Genomic DNA, 19702 nt, shown 5'->3' on the forward strand with positions numbered 1-19702 from the left:
TATGAGCCGACCGCTCGGCGTCGAGGAGCAGCTGGCCGGGGTGGCACACTTGAGCTCTCGCCAGTTCACCCGTGTGTTCACAGCAGAACCGGTCACTCTCCCGACAAGGCCATCGAGGGACTGCGTCTGGAGACGGCCCGCTTGAGGATCGAACAGAGCCGGCACTCACTGGATGTCATTGCCAGCGAGTCCGGCTTTCGTGACCGCCGACCTATGCGGGAAGCGTTCATTCGTGGTTTCGGCAGTCGTGACTGATCGGGCCGGGCGAGTTGACGTGGGTGGAGAGGCGGGCAGTGGGGTTCCTCATCCGGGCGTTGACCGAGGGCCATTTCGCTTCCCCTTTTTGTGCGTAACACCCTTCAGCTAAAAGCATTGACTGCGTACCGATGCGACGACAGGAACGCTGCGAAAACAATTTTCAGGAGAGGGTTGACCACCTGTTTTAATCCTGTATTATTCGCCTCCCGCTAGCGAGCAACTTGATGTCGCTGCTAGCGCAAGTGGTTGATTTGATTGAAGAAATTTTAAAGCTTCTGAAAATAATCACTTGACAGCAAATGAGGCTGCTGTAGAATGCGCGCCTCGGTTGAGACGAAAGCTCTTAACCAATCGCTCTTTAACAACTGAATCAAGCAATTCGTGTGGGTGCTTGTGGAGTCAGACTGGTAGTCAGCAAGATTATCAGCATCACAAGTTACTCCGCGAGAAATCAAAGATGTAACCAACGATTGCTGAGTCAAGTTTAGGGTTTCTTAAAAACCCAAAGATGTTTGAACTGAAGAGTTTGATCATGGCTCAGATTGAACGCTGGCGGCAGGCCTAACACATGCAAGTCGAGCGGATGAAGGGAGCTTGCTCCTGGATTCAGCGGCGGACGGGTGAGTAATGCCTAGGAATCTGCCTGGTAGTGGGGACAACGTTTCGAAAGGAACGCTAATACCGCATACGTCCTACGGGAGAAAGCAGGGGACCTTCGGGCCTTGCGCTATCAGATGAGCCTAGGTCGGATTAGCTAGTTGGTGAGGTAATGGCTCACCAAGGCGACGATCCGTAACTGGTCTGAGAGGATGATCAGTCACACTGGAACTGAGACACGGTCCAGACTCCTACGGGAGGCAGCAGTGGGGAATATTGGACAATGGGCGAAAGCCTGATCCAGCCATGCCGCGTGTGTGAAGAAGGTCTTCGGATTGTAAAGCACTTTAAGTTGGGAGGAAGGGTTGTAGATTAATACTCTGCAATTTTGACGTTACCGACAGAATAAGCACCGGCTAACTCTGTGCCAGCAGCCGCGGTAATACAGAGGGTGCAAGCGTTAATCGGAATTACTGGGCGTAAAGCGCGCGTAGGTGGTTCGTTAAGTTGGATGTGAAATCCCGGGCTCAACCTGGGAACTGCATCCAAAACTGGCGAGCTAGAGTATGGTAGAGGGTGGTGGAATTTCCTGTGTAGCGGTGAAATGCGTAGATATAGGAAGGAACACCAGTGGCGAAGGCGACCACCTGGACTGATACTGACACTGAGGTGCGAAAGCGTGGGGAGCAAACAGGATTAGATACCCTGGTAGTCCACGCCGTAAACGATGTCAACTAGCCGTTGGGAGCCTTGAGCTCTTAGTGGCGCAGCTAACGCATTAAGTTGACCGCCTGGGGAGTACGGCCGCAAGGTTAAAACTCAAATGAATTGACGGGGGCCCGCACAAGCGGTGGAGCATGTGGTTTAATTCGAAGCAACGCGAAGAACCTTACCAGGCCTTGACATCCAATGAACTTTCCAGAGATGGATTGGTGCCTTCGGGAACATTGAGACAGGTGCTGCATGGCTGTCGTCAGCTCGTGTCGTGAGATGTTGGGTTAAGTCCCGTAACGAGCGCAACCCTTGTCCTTAGTTACCAGCACGTAATGGTGGGCACTCTAAGGAGACTGCCGGTGACAAACCGGAGGAAGGTGGGGATGACGTCAAGTCATCATGGCCCTTACGGCCTGGGCTACACACGTGCTACAATGGTCGGTACAAAGGGTTGCCAAGCCGCGAGGTGGAGCTAATCCATAAAACCGATCGTAGTCCGGATCGCAGTCTGCAACTCGACTGCGTGAAGTCGGAATCGCTAGTAATCGCGAATCAGAATGTCGCGGTGAATACGTTCCCGGGCCTTGTACACACCGCCCGTCACACCATGGGAGTGGGTTGCACCAGAAGTAGCTAGTCTAACCTTCGGGAGGACGGTTACCACGGTGTGATTCATGACTGGGGTGAAGTCGTAACAAGGTAGCCGTAGGGGAACCTGCGGCTGGATCACCTCCTTAATCGACGACATCAGCTGCTCCATAAGTTCCCACACGAATTGCTTGATTCATTGAAGAAGACGATGAGTCTCTACGGGCTTGTATGTCTCTTTAGAGATAAGAAATGAGTATTCAAAACTGAATATTGATTTCTAGTCTTTAACTAGATCGTTCTTTAAAAATTTGGGTATGTGATAGAAAGATAGACTGAACGTTACTTTCACTGGTAACGGATCAGGCTAAGGTAAAATTTGTGAGTTCTCTTAGTTGAGAAATTCGAATTTTCGGCGAATGTCGTCTTCACAGTATAACCAGATTGCTTGGGGTTATATGGTCAAGTGAAGAAGCGCATACGGTGGATGCCTTGGCAGTCAGAGGCGATGAAAGACGTGGTAGCCTGCGAAAAGCTTCGGGGAGTCGGCAAACAGACTTTGATCCGGAGATGTCTGAATGGGGGAACCCAGCCATCACAAGATGGTTATCTTGTACTGAATACATAGGTGCAAGAGGCGAACCAGGGGAACTGAAACATCTAAGTACCCTGAGGAAAAGAAATCAACCGAGATTCCCTTAGTAGTGGCGAGCGAACGGGACTAGCCCTTAAGTGGCTTTGAGATTAGCGGAACGCTCTGGAAAGTGCGGCCATAGTGGGTGATAGCCCTGTACGCGAAAATCTCTTAGTCATGAAATCGAGTAGGACGGAGCACGAGAAACTTTGTCTGAATATGGGGGGACCATCCTCCAAGGCTAAATACTACTGACTGACCGATAGTGAACTAGTACCGTGAGGGAAAGGCGAAAAGAACCCCGGAGAGGGAGTGAAATAGATCCTGAAACCGTATGCGTACAAGCAGTGGGAGCAGACTTTGTTCTGTGACTGCGTACCTTTTGTATAATGGGTCAGCGACTTATTTTCAGTGGCGAGCTTAACCGAATAGGGGAGGCGTAGCGAAAGCGAGTCTTAATAGGGCGTCTAGTCGCTGGGAATAGACCCGAAACCGGGCGATCTATCCATGGGCAGGTTGAAGGTTAGGTAACACTGACTGGAGGACCGAACCGACTACCGTTGAAAAGTTAGCGGATGACCTGTGGATCGGAGTGAAAGGCTAATCAAGCTCGGAGATAGCTGGTTCTCCTCGAAAGCTATTTAGGTAGCGCCTCATGTATCACTGTAGGGGGTAGAGCACTGTTTCGGCTAGGGGTCATCCCGACTTACCAAACCGATGCAAACTCCGAATACCTACAAGTGCCGAGCATGGGAGACACACGGCGGGTGCTAACGTCCGTCGTGAAAAGGGAAACAACCCAGACCGTCAGCTAAGGTCCCAAAGTTATGGTTAAGTGGGAAACGATGTGGGAAGGCTTAGACAGCTAGGAGGTTGGCTTAGAAGCAGCCACCCTTTAAAGAAAGCGTAATAGCTCACTAGTCGAGTCGGCCTGCGCGGAAGATGTAACGGGGCTCAAACCATACACCGAAGCTACGGGTATCACGCAAGTGATGCGGTAGAGGAGCGTTCTGTAAGCCTGTGAAGGTGAGTTGAGAAGCTTGCTGGAGGTATCAGAAGTGCGAATGCTGACATGAGTAACGACAATGGGTGTGAAAAACACCCACGCCGAAAGACCAAGGTTTCCTGCGCAACGTTAATCGACGCAGGGTTAGTCGGTCCCTAAGGCGAGGCTGAAAAGCGTAGTCGATGGAAAACAGGTTAATATTCCTGTACTTCTGGTTATTGCGATGGAGGGACGGAGAAGGCTAGGCCAGCTTGGCGTTGGTTGTCCAAGTTTAAGGTGGTAGGCTGAGATCTTAGGTAAATCCGGGATCTTAAGGCCGAGAGCTGATGACGAGTGTTCTTTTAGAACACGAAGTGGTTGATGCCATGCTTCCAAGAAAAGCTTCTAAGCTTCAGATAACCAGGAACCGTACCCCAAACCGACACAGGTGGTTGGGTAGAGAATACCAAGGCGCTTGAGAGAACTCGGGTGAAGGAACTAGGCAAAATGGCACCGTAACTTCGGGAGAAGGTGCGCCGGTGAGGGTGAAGGACTTGCTCCGTAAGCTCATGCCGGTCGAAGATACCAGGCCGCTGCGACTGTTTATTAAAAACACAGCACTCTGCAAACACGAAAGTGGACGTATAGGGTGTGACGCCTGCCCGGTGCCGGAAGGTTAATTGATGGGGTTAGCTAACGCGAAGCTCTTGATCGAAGCCCCGGTAAACGGCGGCCGTAACTATAACGGTCCTAAGGTAGCGAAATTCCTTGTCGGGTAAGTTCCGACCTGCACGAATGGCGTAACGATGGCGGCGCTGTCTCCACCCGAGACTCAGTGAAATTGAAATCGCTGTGAAGATGCAGTGTATCCGCGGCTAGACGGAAAGACCCCGTGAACCTTTACTATAGCTTTGCACTGGACTTTGAATTTGCTTGTGTAGGATAGGTGGGAGGCTTTGAAGCGTGGACGCCAGTTCGCGTGGAGCCATCCTTGAAATACCACCCTGGCAACTTTGAGGTTCTAACTCAGGTCCGTTATCCGGATCGAGGACAGTGTATGGTGGGTAGTTTGACTGGGGCGGTCTCCTCCTAAAGAGTAACGGAGGAGTACGAAGGTGCGCTCAGACCGGTCGGAAATCGGTCGTAGAGTATAAAGGCAAAAGCGCGCTTGACTGCGAGACAGACACGTCGAGCAGGTACGAAAGTAGGTCTTAGTGATCCGGTGGTTCTGTATGGAAGGGCCATCGCTCAACGGATAAAAGGTACTCCGGGGATAACAGGCTGATACCGCCCAAGAGTTCATATCGACGGCGGTGTTTGGCACCTCGATGTCGGCTCATCACATCCTGGGGCTGAAGCCGGTCCCAAGGGTATGGCTGTTCGCCATTTAAAGTGGTACGCGAGCTGGGTTTAGAACGTCGTGAGACAGTTCGGTCCCTATCTGCCGTGGACGTTTGAGATTTGAGAGGGGCTGCTCCTAGTACGAGAGGACCGGAGTGGACGAACCTCTGGTGTTCCGGTTGTCACGCCAGTGGCATTGCCGGGTAGCTATGTTCGGAAAAGATAACCGCTGAAAGCATCTAAGCGGGAAACTTGCCTCAAGATGAGATCTCACTGGAACCTTGAGTTCCCTGAAGGGCCGTCGAAGACTACGACGTTGATAGGTTGGGTGTGTAAGCGCTGTGAGGCGTTGAGCTAACCAATACTAATTGCCCGTGAGGCTTGACCATATAACACCCAAGCAATTTGCGTCGGCTCTCTAAACCAGAGCAACCAGATTGCGGTGTGTGAAGACGAAACGAACCGAAAGTTCGACGCTCACAAAGCACCGAAAACTATCCCATACCCAATTTGCTGAAGCGAGGCCATCAGGTCACGAGTCAGTACCCGAATTTCTTGACGACCATAGAGCGTTGGAACCACCTGATCCCATCCCGAACTCAGAAGTGAAACGATGCATCGCCGATGGTAGTGTGGGGTTTCCCCATGTGAGAGTAGGTCATCGTCAAGATTAAATTCCGAAACCCCAATTGCGAAAGCAGTTGGGGTTTTGTTTTGCCCGCAGGAAAGTGCTCGATGCGGGGTGCTGACTGTCGCGATGGCAGCAGTTAAAGGTGATGCGCTCGCGTACGTTATGGGTTGAGTCTCCTGCATCACGCAGGCTCATCCTTGGAGCTCCAGCGATTTCGCCCCAGCCGTTTCGCTTGATAAAGGCATGTATCAGCCGACTTCAACAGCATGGCCGACGTCACTGAGTCGTCAACCGGGTGGCGTGTGGTAATCCCTGCGCTCGCAGTCACATACCCCAAGGGATGCCCGGTGTGTTCCAGTTCCAGCGAGCGGATGGTTTGAAGAATGTCCTCGGCGACCTGTATGGCGCCAGCGTTGTGGGTGTTGGGTAACAACACGGTGAACTCCTCTCCGCCGTAGCGTACAACAAGGTCTCCCGGGCGTTTGACCGCCTGCTGTAGCGCGCGCCCGACCGCGTTGAGGCAATCGTCGCCAGCGGCGTGTCCATAGCGGTCGTTGTAGCGTTTGAAGTGATCGACATCGAGCATGATCAATGACAACGGCGAACCCTGACGCCGGGCCAGACGGATTTCATCCGCGAGCGCGGCATCCAGGCGTCGGCGATTGCCGAGACCTGTGAGGCTGTCGGTCAGTGCCATGTCGCGCATAGCCTGATGAGCGGAGCGGATTTCCCGCTCCATCGCGATTCGCTGACGTAACTGGCTCAGGACAATCAGCCCGAAACCGGCGAGTACCAGGATCAGAAAAATCAACACAAAGCCGTTTTTCAGCAGATCCCGACGCCATGGCGCGGTGATCGAGTCCTTGGATAACCCCGCTTCGACCACCAGCGGATAGGTGGTCAAGGCGCGATAGCCGTACAAGCGCTCGGTGTCATCCACTACCGCCCGGATCTGGGCTATACCCTCGTTGGAGCTGGGCAGGTAGGTCTTGAAGATCTCGCTGTTTGCCAGACTCTTGCCCACGACCGATGCGATAAAGGGACGGCGGACCAGGATCGTGCCATCGCGCATGGCCAGCACCAGCGCGCCTTTGTCATCGATGCGGAAGTCACCGTAATAGTCGACGAAATAGCTGACTTTGACCGTCCCCAGCAGCACGCCCGCGAACGAGCCGTCAGGATTGTTCAAGCGGCGGGAAATAGGAATGATCAAGTCATGAGTGGAGCGACTCTCGACCACCTGACCGATGCGTACTTGCCGATCCTCGTGGGTGCGGTGGTACTGGAAGTAATCGCGGTCGGCGTTGTTGGCCATTTCCGGCGTGACTTCCTTGTCGGTCACGATCCAGTGGCCATCCGGGCCATAAATGAACAGGCCATGTAACTGCGGCATGATCTTCGATTGCTGCACCAGCAGCTTGTGAATGCGCGCCACGTCGAGGTTTTGCAGGCCGTCACCCTCGACGCGTTCCGCCAGTCCGACGGTGAGCACGTCGACTTGGCGAATGGTGTCTTCGGCGTGCTGAGCCGTGGCGCGAGCGAGGTTGGTCACCGAATCCCGAGCGGAGGCAAATACCGAACGATAATCCCGCCACGTTCGCCAGCTCTCGACTGCCAGAAAGGCCACGACCACCACCACCATGAAGCTGACAGTCAGCCGAAAGGTTGAGCCAGCCTTCATTGTTTTAGTGCGCCGTGTGGCGTTTGCAGTTGGCTCTTGAGAATTGCGTCCGAGCATCAACTTTTCCTTGAGTGTCGTTCTGAGCGTAGTGCTGACAAACATTATGACAAGGATCGGCATCACGTTCGGGACGGCAGTGTGATCTGCGCATCACTTTGAATTTATTGTCTCCTTACAGTTGACGGTTAAACCCTTTACAGGCGATTTATCCCGTTCAACCAAGTCATTAATCTGTGCCCATCTTGAACGCAACCGAACTTGCACAACTAAAAAGGGATTCAACATGAGCACTGCAACCTACAACCGCCTGAACAAAGACGATGCCGTCGTTCTGCTGGTCGACCACCAGACCGGCCTGATTTCCCTGGTCCAGGACTTCTCGCCGAACGAGTTCAAGAACAACGTGCTGGCCTTGGCCGATCTGGCGAAGTTCTTCGAATTGCCAACCATCCTCACCACCAGCTTCGAACAAGGCCCGAACGGCCCGCTGGTACCGGAACTCAAGGAAATGTTCCCGGATGCGCCGTACATCGCTCGCCCTGGCCAGATCAATGCCTGGGATAACGAAGACTTCGTCAAGGCAATCAAGGCCACCGGTCGCAAGCAGATCATCATCGCCGGTGTCGTGACCGACGTGTGCGTGGCGTTCCCGACGCTGTCGGCACTGGCGGAAGGGTTTGACGTGTTTGTGGTGACCGACGCCTCCGGCACCTTCAACACCACCGTGCAGCAAGCCGCATGGAACCGCATGACCCAGGCTGGCGCACAAATGATGAACTGGTTCTCGGTGGCCTGTGAGTTGCACCGCGACTGGCGCAACGACATCGAAGGCTTGGGCAATCTGCTGTCCCAGCGGATTCCAAACTATCGCAACCTGATGAATGGCTATGCGGCGCTGACGGCCCAGCAGAAATAAGGTCATGCCGAACCACGAAAGCCTGCCCTGAAAAGCAGGCTTTCGTCGTTTACTGCGAGAGCCGGAGGGTAGGGCTTAAGACGGTGACGACTACTTTCCCGACTTGCTGATTGGCCTCAAGGAAGCGATGCGCATCCTGAATGTCGTCCATCACAAATGTCCTGGCGATGACCGGTTGCAGAGCGCCCGATGCCAGACCGTCGACAATGAAGGCTTTTGCGCGGGCCAGTGTGGCGGGGTCCGACACGATTTCCGAATAGAGGTAACCCTTGAGGGTCAGGCATTTACCCAGCACGGTGAACAACGGGAACGGCGTGGGTTCGGGACTCAATGCACCGTACTCCAGCAAGATGCCGCCGCGAGCCATGCTTTGGGTCAGGGGCTCGAACGAGGGGCCGCCCACTGGATCGAACACCACCCGCGCGCCTTTGCCATCGGTCAACGCCATGACCGCTGCCACCATATCTTCTTCGTCGCTGACGATCACGTGCGCCGCGCCGGCATCCAGCAATGCCTGTTTCTTGGCACGGGTTCGGGTCACGGCAATCGAAGTGGCGCCGACCATCCGGGCGATCTGGAAGGCCGCGAGCCCGACACTGCTGGAGGCGGCAGTGACGATCACGAAGTCGTTTTTCTGAAGTTTCGCTTGTTCGATCAGTGCTCCCCAGGCGGTGACGTATTGCATCCAGGATGCAGCAGCCTGTTCGAAGGACAGGTTCGAGGGATGCTTGACGGTGAGGCTTGCCGGTACGTTGGCCAGTTCGCCGTAGGTGCCCCAGCGCGCGATGTCCAGCGGTGGAATCACGCTCACAGCATCGCCAGCCTTGAATTCGCTGACACTGTGACCGACCGCGACCACGATGCCGGCTGCTTCATAACCGAGACGGCTGGGAAACTCCGCTTCCTGCAGATAGGCGTGATTGCGGAACATCACTTCAGCGCGATTCAGGCCGAAAGCTTTGACCTCGATCTGCACTTCGTCCGCTGCGGGTGCCGGGACGTCGACGTTTTCCAGTTTGAGAACGCTCGCGTCACCGTATTCATGAATCCTGACAATGCGTGCCATGTGTACTTCCTCGGTTAACGATAAATTGCACCTGCATGATCCGGTGCCTTGGACGCCAATTTAGTCTTTGGCCTGCTTCGGATAAAGGCCTAGGATGGCGCAACACTAGAAACAACGAGTTTCCAATGGATCGCCTCACACTCATGTCCACGTTCGTCAAAGCGGTTGAACTGGGCTCCTTCAGCGCGGTGGCGGATGAGCTCAATCTGTCCCCGCAGATGGTTGGCAAACAGGTAAAGATGCTTGAGCAGCATCTGGGCGTTTCGCTGCTCAACCGCACCACCCGCAAGCAGAGCCTCACGGATTTCGGCCGCACCTTCTATCAGCGGGCCAAGCTGATTCTGGCCGACATGGACGCCGCCGAAGAAATGGCCGCCGTGACCCGGGGCGTGCCCAGCGGCCGATTGCGGATCAATGCGCCCGTCACGTTCGGCGTCAGCACGCTGTCGCCGAAGCTGCTGGAGTACATGGTTCGTTATCCGCAAGTGTCGGTGGACCTGACGCTCTCGAACGAACTGGTCGACCTGGTGGACGGCGGATACGACGCGGTGTTCCGCATCGGCGAACTCGCCGACTGCGGCCTGAAGGCGCTGCCGCTGATGCCTTATCAAATGGTGCTTTGCGCAGCGCCGTCCTACCTCGCCCGTCGTCCACCCATCACCACACCTTGGGATCTTCAGGAACATGAATGTCTGGCGTTCGCCTATTCGGACGGCCGCTCACACCTGCGATTCGAAGGCCCGGACGGCTGCATCGACGTACCGATTAAAAGCCGATTGACGATTAATCAGGGCGATCCGTTGCTGTCCGGAGCGGTGGCGGGGCTGGGGGTAGTGATGTTGCCGCTGGAACTGGTCAAGGATTCGCTGCGAAGCGGCACGCTGGTGAGTCTGTTGCCGCAGTACAAGGTGCCGGTTTCGCCGATGAATCTGTTGTATGCGCCGGACCCGAGGCTGACACCCAAACTGCGCAGCTTTATCGATTTCGTGAGGGGGCGTTCGGATAAGAGCTGCATTGAGTGATGAAGGCTTAACGATCAGAGATTTGTCGCAACAAAATCCCTGAATCCGAGCTTCACATACTTTCGCGACTCATCGACAATGCGCGCTCTGTTCCGGGGTAGTTCAGCGGTAGAATACTCGGCTCTTAACCGGGTGGGCGCTGGTTCGAATCCAGCCCCCGGACCCACTACATAGTAGGTCACAAGGAAGTATGTCCAGGCCTGAGGATGAATCGGGTGCGCTCGGCGGAATAAACGCCTGTTATGCGCACTTTCAACTGTCTCGTGCGCTCGCAGCACGCGACAACGACGCCAGTCCGAAAGCACTTGCGCGGCTCGAACGCTGGCAAAAGGTTCTCGAGAACCTGATGCTTGGCCGTGCCCTGTATGGCTCGCGGACACCGTTCGCCGACCTGCCAGAATGGATAACGCTGGAAGTAGCCACTGGCGGCTTTGCAACGGGCAACCTTCTGGCCGGTGGCGAGTTGACCGCTCATGAGCGCCAGTTGGCGTCATCGATTCCCGGCATTCGAGCGGGTTACGAACGACTCGATTTGAATAGGTGGCATCTTTCAGACGAAGGCGTCAGAACACTGCAAGATCGATTGACGAAGCAAGACTATCGGATCGATGTACCGGAAGAGGCTGCGTTGCTGACAGTGGCCTGGTTTCTGGGACAACAACGCGCCGAAGAAGCCAGGACGTTGATCGAGCAGATCGCGCCTTTCTTCGAGCGAGTGCGTTTTTTTCCGGCGGCAGCCAACGAGCGCCCGCTCTCGATGGCTGAAGTTGAAGTTTTCAATGCTGCTCAAATCAGCCTGCGCCTGTCTGTCCTCTTACCCCAGCCTCGTCTTACCGTTCAAAAGCATGTTGTTGAACGCAGGTTGCCTCTCTACGACGCCGCGGTCTCGCTTTTCCTGCTGACGTACAACGATGGTTGGCCTTGCAGGTATTACCCTGCAGGCTGGTTCGAGCGCGCTTCGGTGCTTGGTACAGAATTTGATACCGCCACTGAGGCTGATCCCCGCCACACAGGAAATTCCAGTGATCGGGTGGCGGAATTGCTGGCATTGCTCAAGCAATGCGCCATTGATCCAGCATCGTTAACGGGGCGTCAGGTTGGGCGCATTCGCAGAATCGTCGATGACTTTGTAGCCAAGCATGGACATCCTGATTCCGAAGCCCATTCCAGCAAGCGTGCACAGCAGCGTCTTCACGTATCAGCCTCGGCACATTATCTGATTGCCAAGGCTGCTTCCGAGCGTCTGGCGAGATACCCCGGCTCGGAAGGCATTTCTGATTTCGCACCGTTACTGCAGCCGATCACAAACGAAGAGGCAAAGGTTTATTCATTGACGGAGGGGGAGACCATTCCTTCTTCGATTCGTCGACGCCTCGAACGTTGCCGAAAGGGAACGGTTGCAGAGTTGATTGACCATGGTGTCATTACATCTGCAGATACAGTGGCGAAAGTGCTGCCGGCGATGACGGCGCAAATCTGTAGCGCCGGATATCGAGATGTAACGTTGCGGGCACTGTCTGTCGCTACCTATCGTGCTTTCAGGCGTCGACGCTCTCTATTGCTGCTGAACATGCAGCGTCAGGTGAAAGTCGATGACTTGCCTTGGGTGAAAGCCCTGGAAACCGAATACGAGGCGGATGCTCTTGCGGTTGAAGGTGCTAGGCAGGCTCTGATCGAAGCGTCCGCGTTGACTCTTGTTGCATTTCCTCAGGCCATTCTGCCAAACAAGTTGCTTCAGGAATTTTCCTCGCTTGCCGAATCGGCCAAGCTGGATCTTCCATTCGTAGAGGAGATCGCGGCTGATATTTTCATGGGCACTTTCTCCGGCAAGTTCGTGAAGGCTGCCAAGCGTTCAGTGCGGTTAATGGCCGGATCTCTTTACGCACGCTATTACGATATCGATATGGATCAGTTGGCTGCACTACCCAAGCAGCGGAATTCACGAAGCAACAGTGGTGTGCTGGCTGGTTTGTGCGCGCGGCGGGCGAACGCCGATATCGGAAGAAGGAGTCCGGCGAACAACGGCACAATCATCGAACAGCAACAGATATTGACCACGCAAAACCTGGCAATCCTGTTTGATGATTTGGACCTGAAGACGCTGTTACATGATCGCTTGGGTTCAATGGCCGAGGCATGTTTCAAATGGATCTGCGGTCGGCAGCAGATGCAGATCAAGTTCTACCATGCACGTCTGGTTATGTTGAAAAACACAGCGTATGCGTGGCGCCAGATGATGTTTTATCTGTCGATGCTGGATCAGTCTCGATTGGAGAGTGTGCTTGGAAACATTGAAGTGCATTTTGCGGCTCAATCCAGCGCATTTCAGGGGCGATTTCTTCCCGCCATGATCGGCTTGCGCATGGCGGTATCTGGGTGTCGGTTGACTTCGGCTCACCAAGAGCGTGAGGGAAGTAAGGTTTTTCTGGGGTGGACCACTGAACGGCACTGGCTAATGCCTTCCTAGATATCGGAAAGCTCCCGGCGTAACGAAAAGCCTGCCTTCAAAAGCAGGCTTTTCGCATTTTCAGAGATGCCTTCATTTGTAGCTCAAGTGCCTACGAAACCTTCACTTGCAGCCTGTCAACGCCGCCCGGTCCGCGTACTCACGTCCACCCAGACAGCCAGCACCAGAATGCTGCCTTTGACGATCATCTGCCAGTAACTGTCGACGTCGAGCATGGACATGCCATTGTCCAGGCTGGTGATGACCAGTGCGCCGAGGAGGGCGCCATAGACTGTGCCGGAACCGCCGCGCATCGAGGTGCCGCCGATGAAGCAGGCGGCGATGGCGTCGAGTTCGCCCATGCTGCCGGCCGAAGGCGAGCCGGCGGCCAGGCGCGCAGTGTTGACCACGCCGGCGAGGGCACACATCACGCCCATGATGCCGAAAATCCAGAGCTTCACGGCCTGCACATTGATACCGGACAGGCGCGTCGCTTCCATGTTGCTGCCCACGGAATAGACGCGTCGGCCGAACACGGTCTGGCTGGTTACGTAACTGAAGCCGCCCAGCAGGATCAGCAAAAGCAGGACCGGTACGGGAATGCCGTCATAGCTGTTGAGGGTCTGGACGAAACCTGCCAGTACCGCGCCGATCAACAACACCCGTGCCACGTCACGCACCAGTGAATGTGGCGCGAGGCCGTGAAGGGCCCGATTGCGCCGTTGCTTCCAGGTCAGGAACAACGTCAGTGCGAACAGCAGGACGCCCAGGCCGGTGCCGATCGCATGTGGCAGATAACCCTGGCCAATGTAGACGAGTTCCGGCGACACCGGCGCAATGGTCGTGCCGCCGGTGATCCCCAGTAAAATCCCGCGGAACGCCAGCATGCCGCCCAGCCCGACGATGAACGACGGAATGCGCAGGTAGGCCGCCATGTAGCCATTGGCGAGGCCGATCAGCAGGCCGCACACCACCACAAGGCTCAGGTTCGCCAGCAACGGTACGTGATAGACAACATCGAGAATGGCTGCCACGCCACCGAGCAGACCCAGCAATGAGCCGACCGACAGATCGATCTCACCGCTGATGATCACCAGCACCATGCCGCAAGCGAGAATCCCGGTAATCGACATCTGACGCAGCAGGTTGGAGAGGTTGCGCGGTGTCAGGAATCCGCCCTCGGTCTGCCAGCTGAAGAACAGCCAGATCAACGCCACGGCGAACACCAGTGCGAGCATCTTGTAGCGGGTGAAGAGTTGTTTGACCTGATTCATTTACGCGGATTTCCGAGCTTTATTGTTATGGCTGTCGGGCTGGCTGAGCGCCGCGGCGAGCACCTGTTCCTGGGTGAGTTCATGGTTGATGAAGTCACCCCGCAGTTGACCTTCGCCGATTACCAGGACGCGGTCGGAAACGCCGAGCACTTCGGCCAGCTCCGAAGACACCATGATGATCGACACACCTTCGGCAGCCAGCATCCCCATCAGTTTGTAGATCTCGTACTTGGCGCCGACATCCACCCCTCGGGTTGGCTCGTCGAGAATCAGCACCCGGGGCCTGGTCAGCAGCATCTTCGCCAACACGGCTTTTTGTTGATTGCCCCCGGACAGGCTGGTGATCGGCAGAAACGGGCTCGCGGTCTTGAGGTGCAGGCGCGAAATTTCCCGATCGATGCTGCTCAGTTCAGCTTCGGCGTCGATGCGGGTCAGTTTCGAGTAACTGTCCAGCACCGCCAGGGTGATGTTCTGACCGACGCCCAGATCGGGAATGATTCCCTGGCGTTTGCGATCCTCGGGTACCAGGCATACGCCGGCGCGGATTGACTTGAGCGGCGTGCGGGTGTCGATGGGTTGGCCGTCCAGCCAGACTTCACCTTCGTGGTGACCGGGGTAGGCACCGAACAGCGCGGTCACCAGCTCCGTACGGCCGGCACCGACCAGCCCGGCGATGCCGAGGATTTCCCCGCGTTTGAGGCTGAACGAAACATCGTCGACCCGTTTGCGCTTGGGGTTGTCGACGTCGTAGCAGGTGATGTGGCGCGCCTCGAAAATCACCTCGCCGATGTCGTGTGGTTCGGTGGGGTAGAGGTTGCTCATTTCCCGACCGACCATCTGGGTGATGATCTGTGGAATATCCATATCCGCCATGGCAGTCGTGGCGATGTGTTTGCCGTCGCGGATCACCGAAATGGTGTCACACACGGCGGCCACTTCATCGAGCTTGTGGGAGATGTAGACGCAGGCGACACCTTTGGCCTTGAGATCGCGGATGATGTCCAGCAACACCTCGATTTCCGAACGGGTCAGGGCCGAAGACGGCTCGTCGAGGATCAGCAGGCGTGCCTGTTTGTTCAGGGCCTTGGCGATTTCCACCAGTTGCTGATAGCCGCCGCCGTACTGCGAAACCGGCAGCGACACGTTCATGTCCGGCACTTTCAGCTCACGCATCAGGGCTTCGGCGCGGTGGATCATCGCCGGGTAATTCATCCGCCCACCCGGCAACGTCAGCTCATGGCCCATGAAAATGTTCTCGGCCACCGAGAGGTCGGGAACCAGCGTCAGTTCCTGGTGAATGATCACGATGCCGGCGGCTTCCGTTTCGCTGATCGATTGCGCCTTGAGCGGTTGACCGTCCCACAGGATTTCACCGTCCCAGGTGCCATGGGGATAAACCGCAGACAGGATTTTCATCAGCGTGGACTTGCCGGCACCATTCTCGCCGCACAGCCCGACGCACTCGCCCGGCCGGACCTTGAGGTCGATACCGTTGAGTGCTTTGACACCGCCGAAGGTTTTGACGATGCCGTTCATTTGCAGCAGATAGTCGGACATGGAGAGGGCTCGCATAGCAAAGACTCACATGGCACTGATCTTTGTGGGAGCGAGCCTGCTCGCGAAGGCGTCAGCAGATCCAATCGTGATGCAGGCTGAACCACCGTCTTCGCGAGCAGGCTCGCTCCCACAAGGGTTTTCGCATAACCAGGGATTGAGGCCTTGGTTACTGTCCGGCGATCTGCGCCTTGGTGTAGAAGCCATCCTGTTCCAGCAGGTCGATGTTGTCCTTGGTCAACGGAGTCGGGGTGAGCAGGATGGTGTCGACTTTTTTGCTGCCATTGTCGTACTGCGAGCTGTAGGCGGGTTTCTCGTTGCGCGCCAGTTGCACCGAGAGTTTGGCGGCTTCGGAGGCAATGAGTTTCAGCGGTTTGTAAACCGTCATGGTTTGAGTGCCGGCGATCACCCGCTTGACCGCTGCCAGGTCCGCGTCCTGCCCGGAGATCGGCACCTTGCCGGCCAGTTGCTGAGCGGCCAGGGCCTGAATGGCACCGCCGGCCGTGGCGTCGTTGGAGGCGACGATGCCGTCGATTTTGTTGTCGTTGCGGGTCAGGGCGTTTTCAACAATGCTCAGCGCCTCGGTAGGGTTCCATTCCTTCACCCATTGCTGGCCGACGATCTTGATATCGCCCTTGTCGATGGCCGGTTGCAGCACCTTCATCTGACCTTCGCGCAACACTTTCGCGTTGTTGTCAGTGGGCGCGCCACCCAGCAGGAAGTAATTGCCCTTGGGCGCTGCGTGCAGCACGCCGCTGGCCTGCATTTCGCCGACCTTTTCGTTATCGAAGGAGATGTAGGCGTCGATATCGGCGTTGAGGATCAGACGGTCATAGGAGACGACCTTGATGCCGGCTTTCTTCGCTTCGGCCACCGCATTGGTCAGCACGGTGGCGTTGAACGGCACGATGACGATGACATCGACGCCACGGGAAATGAGGTTTTCGATTTGCGAAATCTGCTTTTGCTCGTTGGCATCGGCCGACTGCACGAAGACCTTGGCGTCCATTTTCTCCGCTGCTGCTACGAAGTAGTCACGGTCCCGTGACCAGCGTTCCAGCCGCAGATCATCAATGGAAAAACCGATTTTCGGATGGGCCGCATCGGCCATCACCGGCAGCGACAACAGGGCCAGGGCGCTGGCCAGCAGCGTGCGTTTTACATTCTTCATGGTGGGGCGTCCTTTTATTTTTGTTTGAAAGACACGGCCTGACGATGAATATCGGGCTGGTGGAACTGTAGAGAATCAGCAGACGCAACGGACTACAGATTTGTCGCGCAAATGTCACAGCGCCTGCAATCCCCGTTGGCGATCAGCGATAGATAAACCGGTTGACGACGTTCTCGAGCATTTCCTGGCGGCCGCTGACGGCCTGCGGGTTCAGTTCGTGGGCGAAGGCGTGCTCGGCCAGTGACTGGAGATTGAACTCACCCGTCAGCACCGACTGGCCGAACGGCTGCTGCCAGCCGGCGTAGCGTTGATCCTTGAGTCGCTGAAGCTGATCGTTCTGCACCATGGCGGCGGCCCGCTCGAGCGACAGGGCGAGGACGTCCATGGCGCCGACGTGACCGTGAAACAGATCGACCTCGTCGAGGCTCTGGCGGCGTACCTTGGAGTCGAAGTTGAACCCGCCATTGCCGAAACCGCCGGCCTTGAGGATTTCATAGGTGACCAGGGTCATTTCCTCGACGCTGTTGGGAAACTGATCGGTGTCCCAGCCGTTTTGCGGGTCGCCCCGGTTGGCGTCGATGCTGCCAAAAATCCCCAGCGAGACGGCCGTCGCTACCTCGTGATGAAAACTATGACCGGCCAGGGTCGCGTGGTTGGCCTCGATGTTGACCTTGATTTCCTTTTCCAGACCGAACTGCTGGAGAAAACCGAACACCGTGGCGCTGTCGTAATCGTATTGGTGCTTGGTCGGTTCCTGCGGTTTGGGTTCGATCAGCAGGTCGCCTTTGAAACCGATCTTGTACTTGTGCTCGACCACCATGCGCATGAAGCGCCCCAGTTGCTCGCGCTCGCGCTTCAAGTCAGTGTTGAGCAAGGTTTCGTAACCTTCTCGGCCGCCCCACAACACATAATTGGAGCCCTTGAGGCGTTGAGTCGCGTTCATGGCGCTGAAGACCTGGGCAGCGGCGCAGGCGAACACTTCAGGGTCCGGGTTGCTGGCGGCGCCGGCGGCAAAGCGCGGATTGCTGAAACAGTTGGCGGTGCCCCACAGCAGCTTGATTCCGCTTTCTTCCTGATGGCGTTCCAGGTGATCGACCATTTGGGCGAAGTGGTTGCGGTACTCCTTCAGCGAGTGGCCTTCGGGGGCGACATCCGTGTCGTGAAAGCAGTAGTAGTCGATACCCAGTTTGGAGAAAAACTCGAACGCGGCTTCCGCCTTGCCGATGGCCAGCTGCATCGGGTCACCGGCGTGTTGCCACGGGCGCTTGAACGTCCCGGCGCCGAACACGTCGGAGCCCGGCCAGACAAAGGTGTGCCAATAACAGGCGGCCATGCGCAGGTGTTCGCGCATGGGTTTGCCGAGGATGATTTTGTCGGCGTCGTAGTGACGGAAGGCAAGGGGAGAGTCGCTGGCAGGACCTTCGTAGCGAATCCGCTCGACATCGGGGAAGTACGGCATTGGCAATGTCCTTGTTGTTCTTGGTTGTTGTTCTTGGGCGTGTCCCGATACTAGCAACGGCCCTGTGCCTGCCGATTACGAAAATCACCAACACGCAGTGCGATTTTGCGTATTGAGATTCGCCCTCTGCGCGCCTAGTCTGTGCAGACCGCCTCTACGGCAAGGGGCCCGGAACAGCATAAAAAACAATGAAAACCGTACCGCCTGTTCACCGCATCGCCCTGTTGTTCAACGGCAGCAAGATCTATGACCGCGGCATCATCAGCGGCATCGGCAACTACCTGAGCAGCACGCGCGCGTCCTGGGATCTGTTCCTGGAAGAGGATTTTCTCTGCCGGTTGAAGGGCATCGAGCGCTGGCAGGGCGACGGCATCATTGCTGACTTCGACGACCCGCTGATTGGCGAGGCGCTGGCCGACATCAAATTGCCCGTGGTGGCGGTGGGAGGTTCTTATCAGGATGAGCGGGCCTACCCCAAAGGGGTCCCGTACGTCGCGACCGACAATAACGCGCTGATCAAAATGGCTTATGAGCACTTGATCGAGGCCGGGCTGCAACGGTTCGCCTGCTTCAGCCTGCCTGAGGCGCAGGCGAACCGATGGGCTCAGGAGCGCGAAAAGGCCTTTCTGCGATTGATGCACCGGGACGGGTTGCGCGCCGAGGTCTATCGCGGCATGGGCACCAGTGCACCGCTGTGGGACAGCGCCGTCGAACAACTAATCGCCTGGCTGCAAAGCCTGCCCAAGCCCATTGGCATCATCGCGGTCAGTGACGCCCGCGCCCGGCAGTTGCTGCAAGCGTGCCTGACCGCCGGCATCGCCGTTCCGGAGCAGGTGGCGTTGATTGGCATCGACAACGACCCGCTGACCCGCAGCCTGACCCGGGTCCCCCTGAGTTCGGTGATCCAGGGCACCGAAACCATGGGCCGCACCGCCGCGCAACTGCTGCACCAGATGCTGCACGGCAAGCCGTCAACGGGCGAGCATGTCCTGATCCCGCCTGAAGCGATAAACGTCCAGATGTCGAGCTTGCATCAACCGTTGGGTAACCCTTACGTCATGCAGGCGCTGCTGTTCATCCGCCAATATGCCTGCCAGGGCATCAAGACCGCGCAAGTGGCGGCTTATGTCGGCGTGTCGCGCTCCTCGCTGGAGTCGCACTTTCGCACGGTGCGAGGCTGCAGCGTGCATGACGAGATTCTGCGTTTCAAACTGGCGGCGGCCACCCGCGGGCTGGAAAAAACCGACACGGCGATTGCAGACGTTGCCCGCACGTGCGGTTTCAAATCCGCCCAGTACCTGCACACGGTGTTTCGCCGAGAGTTCGGGTGTACGCCCCGTGAATATCAGCAGGGCGCCCGATAGA

General features: G+C 56.5%; 11 protein-coding genes, 1 tRNA gene and 3 rRNA genes. 9 read left to right on the plus strand and 6 right to left on the minus strand.

What is annotated here, in order from left to right:
* Positions 1-126: 126 nt before the first annotated feature.
* From C6Y56_RS29550 to rrf, 4 genes are all read left to right on the plus strand, one after another.
* Positions 127-255 carry a hypothetical protein gene (locus C6Y56_RS29550; protein WP_432760327.1) on the plus strand — a complete coding sequence of 43 codons (129 nt, stop codon included), beginning with the start codon at positions 127-129 and terminating at the stop codon, positions 253-255.
* Between the two features lie 517 nt (positions 256-772).
* Positions 773-2306: ribosomal RNA gene (locus tag C6Y56_RS11650) — 16S ribosomal RNA — on the plus strand.
* A 311-nt stretch (positions 2307-2617) separates the two neighbouring features.
* Positions 2618-5506: ribosomal RNA gene (locus C6Y56_RS11655) — 23S ribosomal RNA — on the plus strand.
* Positions 5507-5671: 165 nt separating this feature from the next.
* Positions 5672-5787: ribosomal RNA gene (gene rrf / locus C6Y56_RS11660) — 5S ribosomal RNA — on the plus strand.
* Together the 16S, 23S and 5S rRNA genes form the textbook arrangement of a ribosomal RNA operon.
* Before the next feature lie 142 nt (positions 5788-5929).
* Here rrf and C6Y56_RS11665 read toward each other — a convergent pair.
* Positions 5930-7486, minus strand: coding sequence for a sensor domain-containing diguanylate cyclase (locus C6Y56_RS11665; RefSeq protein WP_169429987.1), 1557 nt, complete (start codon positions 7484-7486; stop codon positions 5930-5932).
* A gap of 226 nt (positions 7487-7712) precedes the next feature.
* Here C6Y56_RS11665 and ycaC point away from each other — a divergent pair, with 226 nt between their 5' ends.
* Entirely contained in the window at positions 7713-8345 is a 633-nt protein-coding gene (ycaC, locus tag C6Y56_RS11670; protein WP_169429988.1) for an isochorismate family cysteine hydrolase YcaC, read from the plus strand.
* A 49-nt stretch (positions 8346-8394) separates the two neighbouring features.
* Here the strand turns inward: ycaC and C6Y56_RS11675 are convergent, their stop codons facing one another.
* Positions 8395-9411: a zinc-dependent alcohol dehydrogenase family protein gene (locus C6Y56_RS11675; RefSeq protein WP_169429989.1), complete on the minus strand. Its 1017-nt coding sequence runs from the start codon at positions 9409-9411 to the stop codon at positions 8395-8397.
* Between the two features lie 125 nt (positions 9412-9536).
* On the opposite strand from C6Y56_RS11675, the gene C6Y56_RS11680 reads away from it, so the two are divergent.
* From C6Y56_RS11680 to C6Y56_RS11690, 3 genes are all read left to right on the plus strand, one after another.
* Complete coding sequence (locus C6Y56_RS11680; protein ID WP_169429990.1) at positions 9537-10433, plus strand: LysR family transcriptional regulator; 897 nt, start codon at positions 9537-9539, stop codon at positions 10431-10433.
* 91 nt (positions 10434-10524) lie between these two features.
* Positions 10525-10599, plus strand: a tRNA-Lys gene (locus tag C6Y56_RS11685).
* 24 nt (positions 10600-10623) lie between these two features.
* A complete protein-coding gene (locus C6Y56_RS11690) occupies positions 10624-12900 on the plus strand; it encodes a hypothetical protein (protein ID WP_169429991.1) in 2277 nt (758 codons plus the stop codon).
* A gap of 116 nt (positions 12901-13016) precedes the next feature.
* Here C6Y56_RS11690 and C6Y56_RS11695 read toward each other — a convergent pair whose 3' ends face one another.
* The 4 genes from C6Y56_RS11695 to xylA form a co-directional block, all read right to left on the minus strand.
* A complete protein-coding gene (locus tag C6Y56_RS11695; RefSeq protein WP_169429992.1) occupies positions 13017-14153 on the minus strand; it encodes a sugar ABC transporter permease in 1137 nt (378 codons plus the stop codon).
* Positions 14154-15710, minus strand: coding sequence for a D-xylose ABC transporter ATP-binding protein (xylG, locus tag C6Y56_RS11700; RefSeq protein WP_169429993.1), 1557 nt, complete (start codon positions 15708-15710; stop codon positions 14154-14156). It abuts the gene before it with no gap.
* 166 nt (positions 15711-15876) lie between these two features.
* Positions 15877-16878 carry a D-xylose ABC transporter substrate-binding protein gene (gene xylF, locus C6Y56_RS11705; protein ID WP_169429994.1) on the minus strand — a complete coding sequence of 334 codons (1002 nt, stop codon included), beginning with the start codon at positions 16876-16878 and terminating at the stop codon, positions 15877-15879.
* A gap of 142 nt (positions 16879-17020) precedes the next feature.
* The gene (xylA, locus tag C6Y56_RS11710) at positions 17021-18337 is read right to left on the minus strand and encodes a xylose isomerase (RefSeq protein ID WP_169429995.1); all 1317 of its coding nucleotides are present in this window, start codon (positions 18335-18337) and stop codon (positions 17021-17023) included.
* A gap of 188 nt (positions 18338-18525) precedes the next feature.
* Between xylA and C6Y56_RS11715 the strand changes: the two genes are divergently transcribed.
* On the plus strand, positions 18526-19701 hold the full coding sequence (locus tag C6Y56_RS11715) for a XylR family transcriptional regulator (RefSeq protein WP_169429996.1): 1176 nt from the start codon (positions 18526-18528) through the stop codon (positions 19699-19701).
* Position 19702: the final 1 nt, after the last annotated feature.

The sequence above is a fragment of the Pseudomonas fluorescens genome (assembly GCF_012974785.1).
In the GTDB taxonomy this organism is placed as follows: Bacteria; Pseudomonadota; Gammaproteobacteria; order Pseudomonadales; family Pseudomonadaceae; genus Aquipseudomonas; species Aquipseudomonas fluorescens_BT.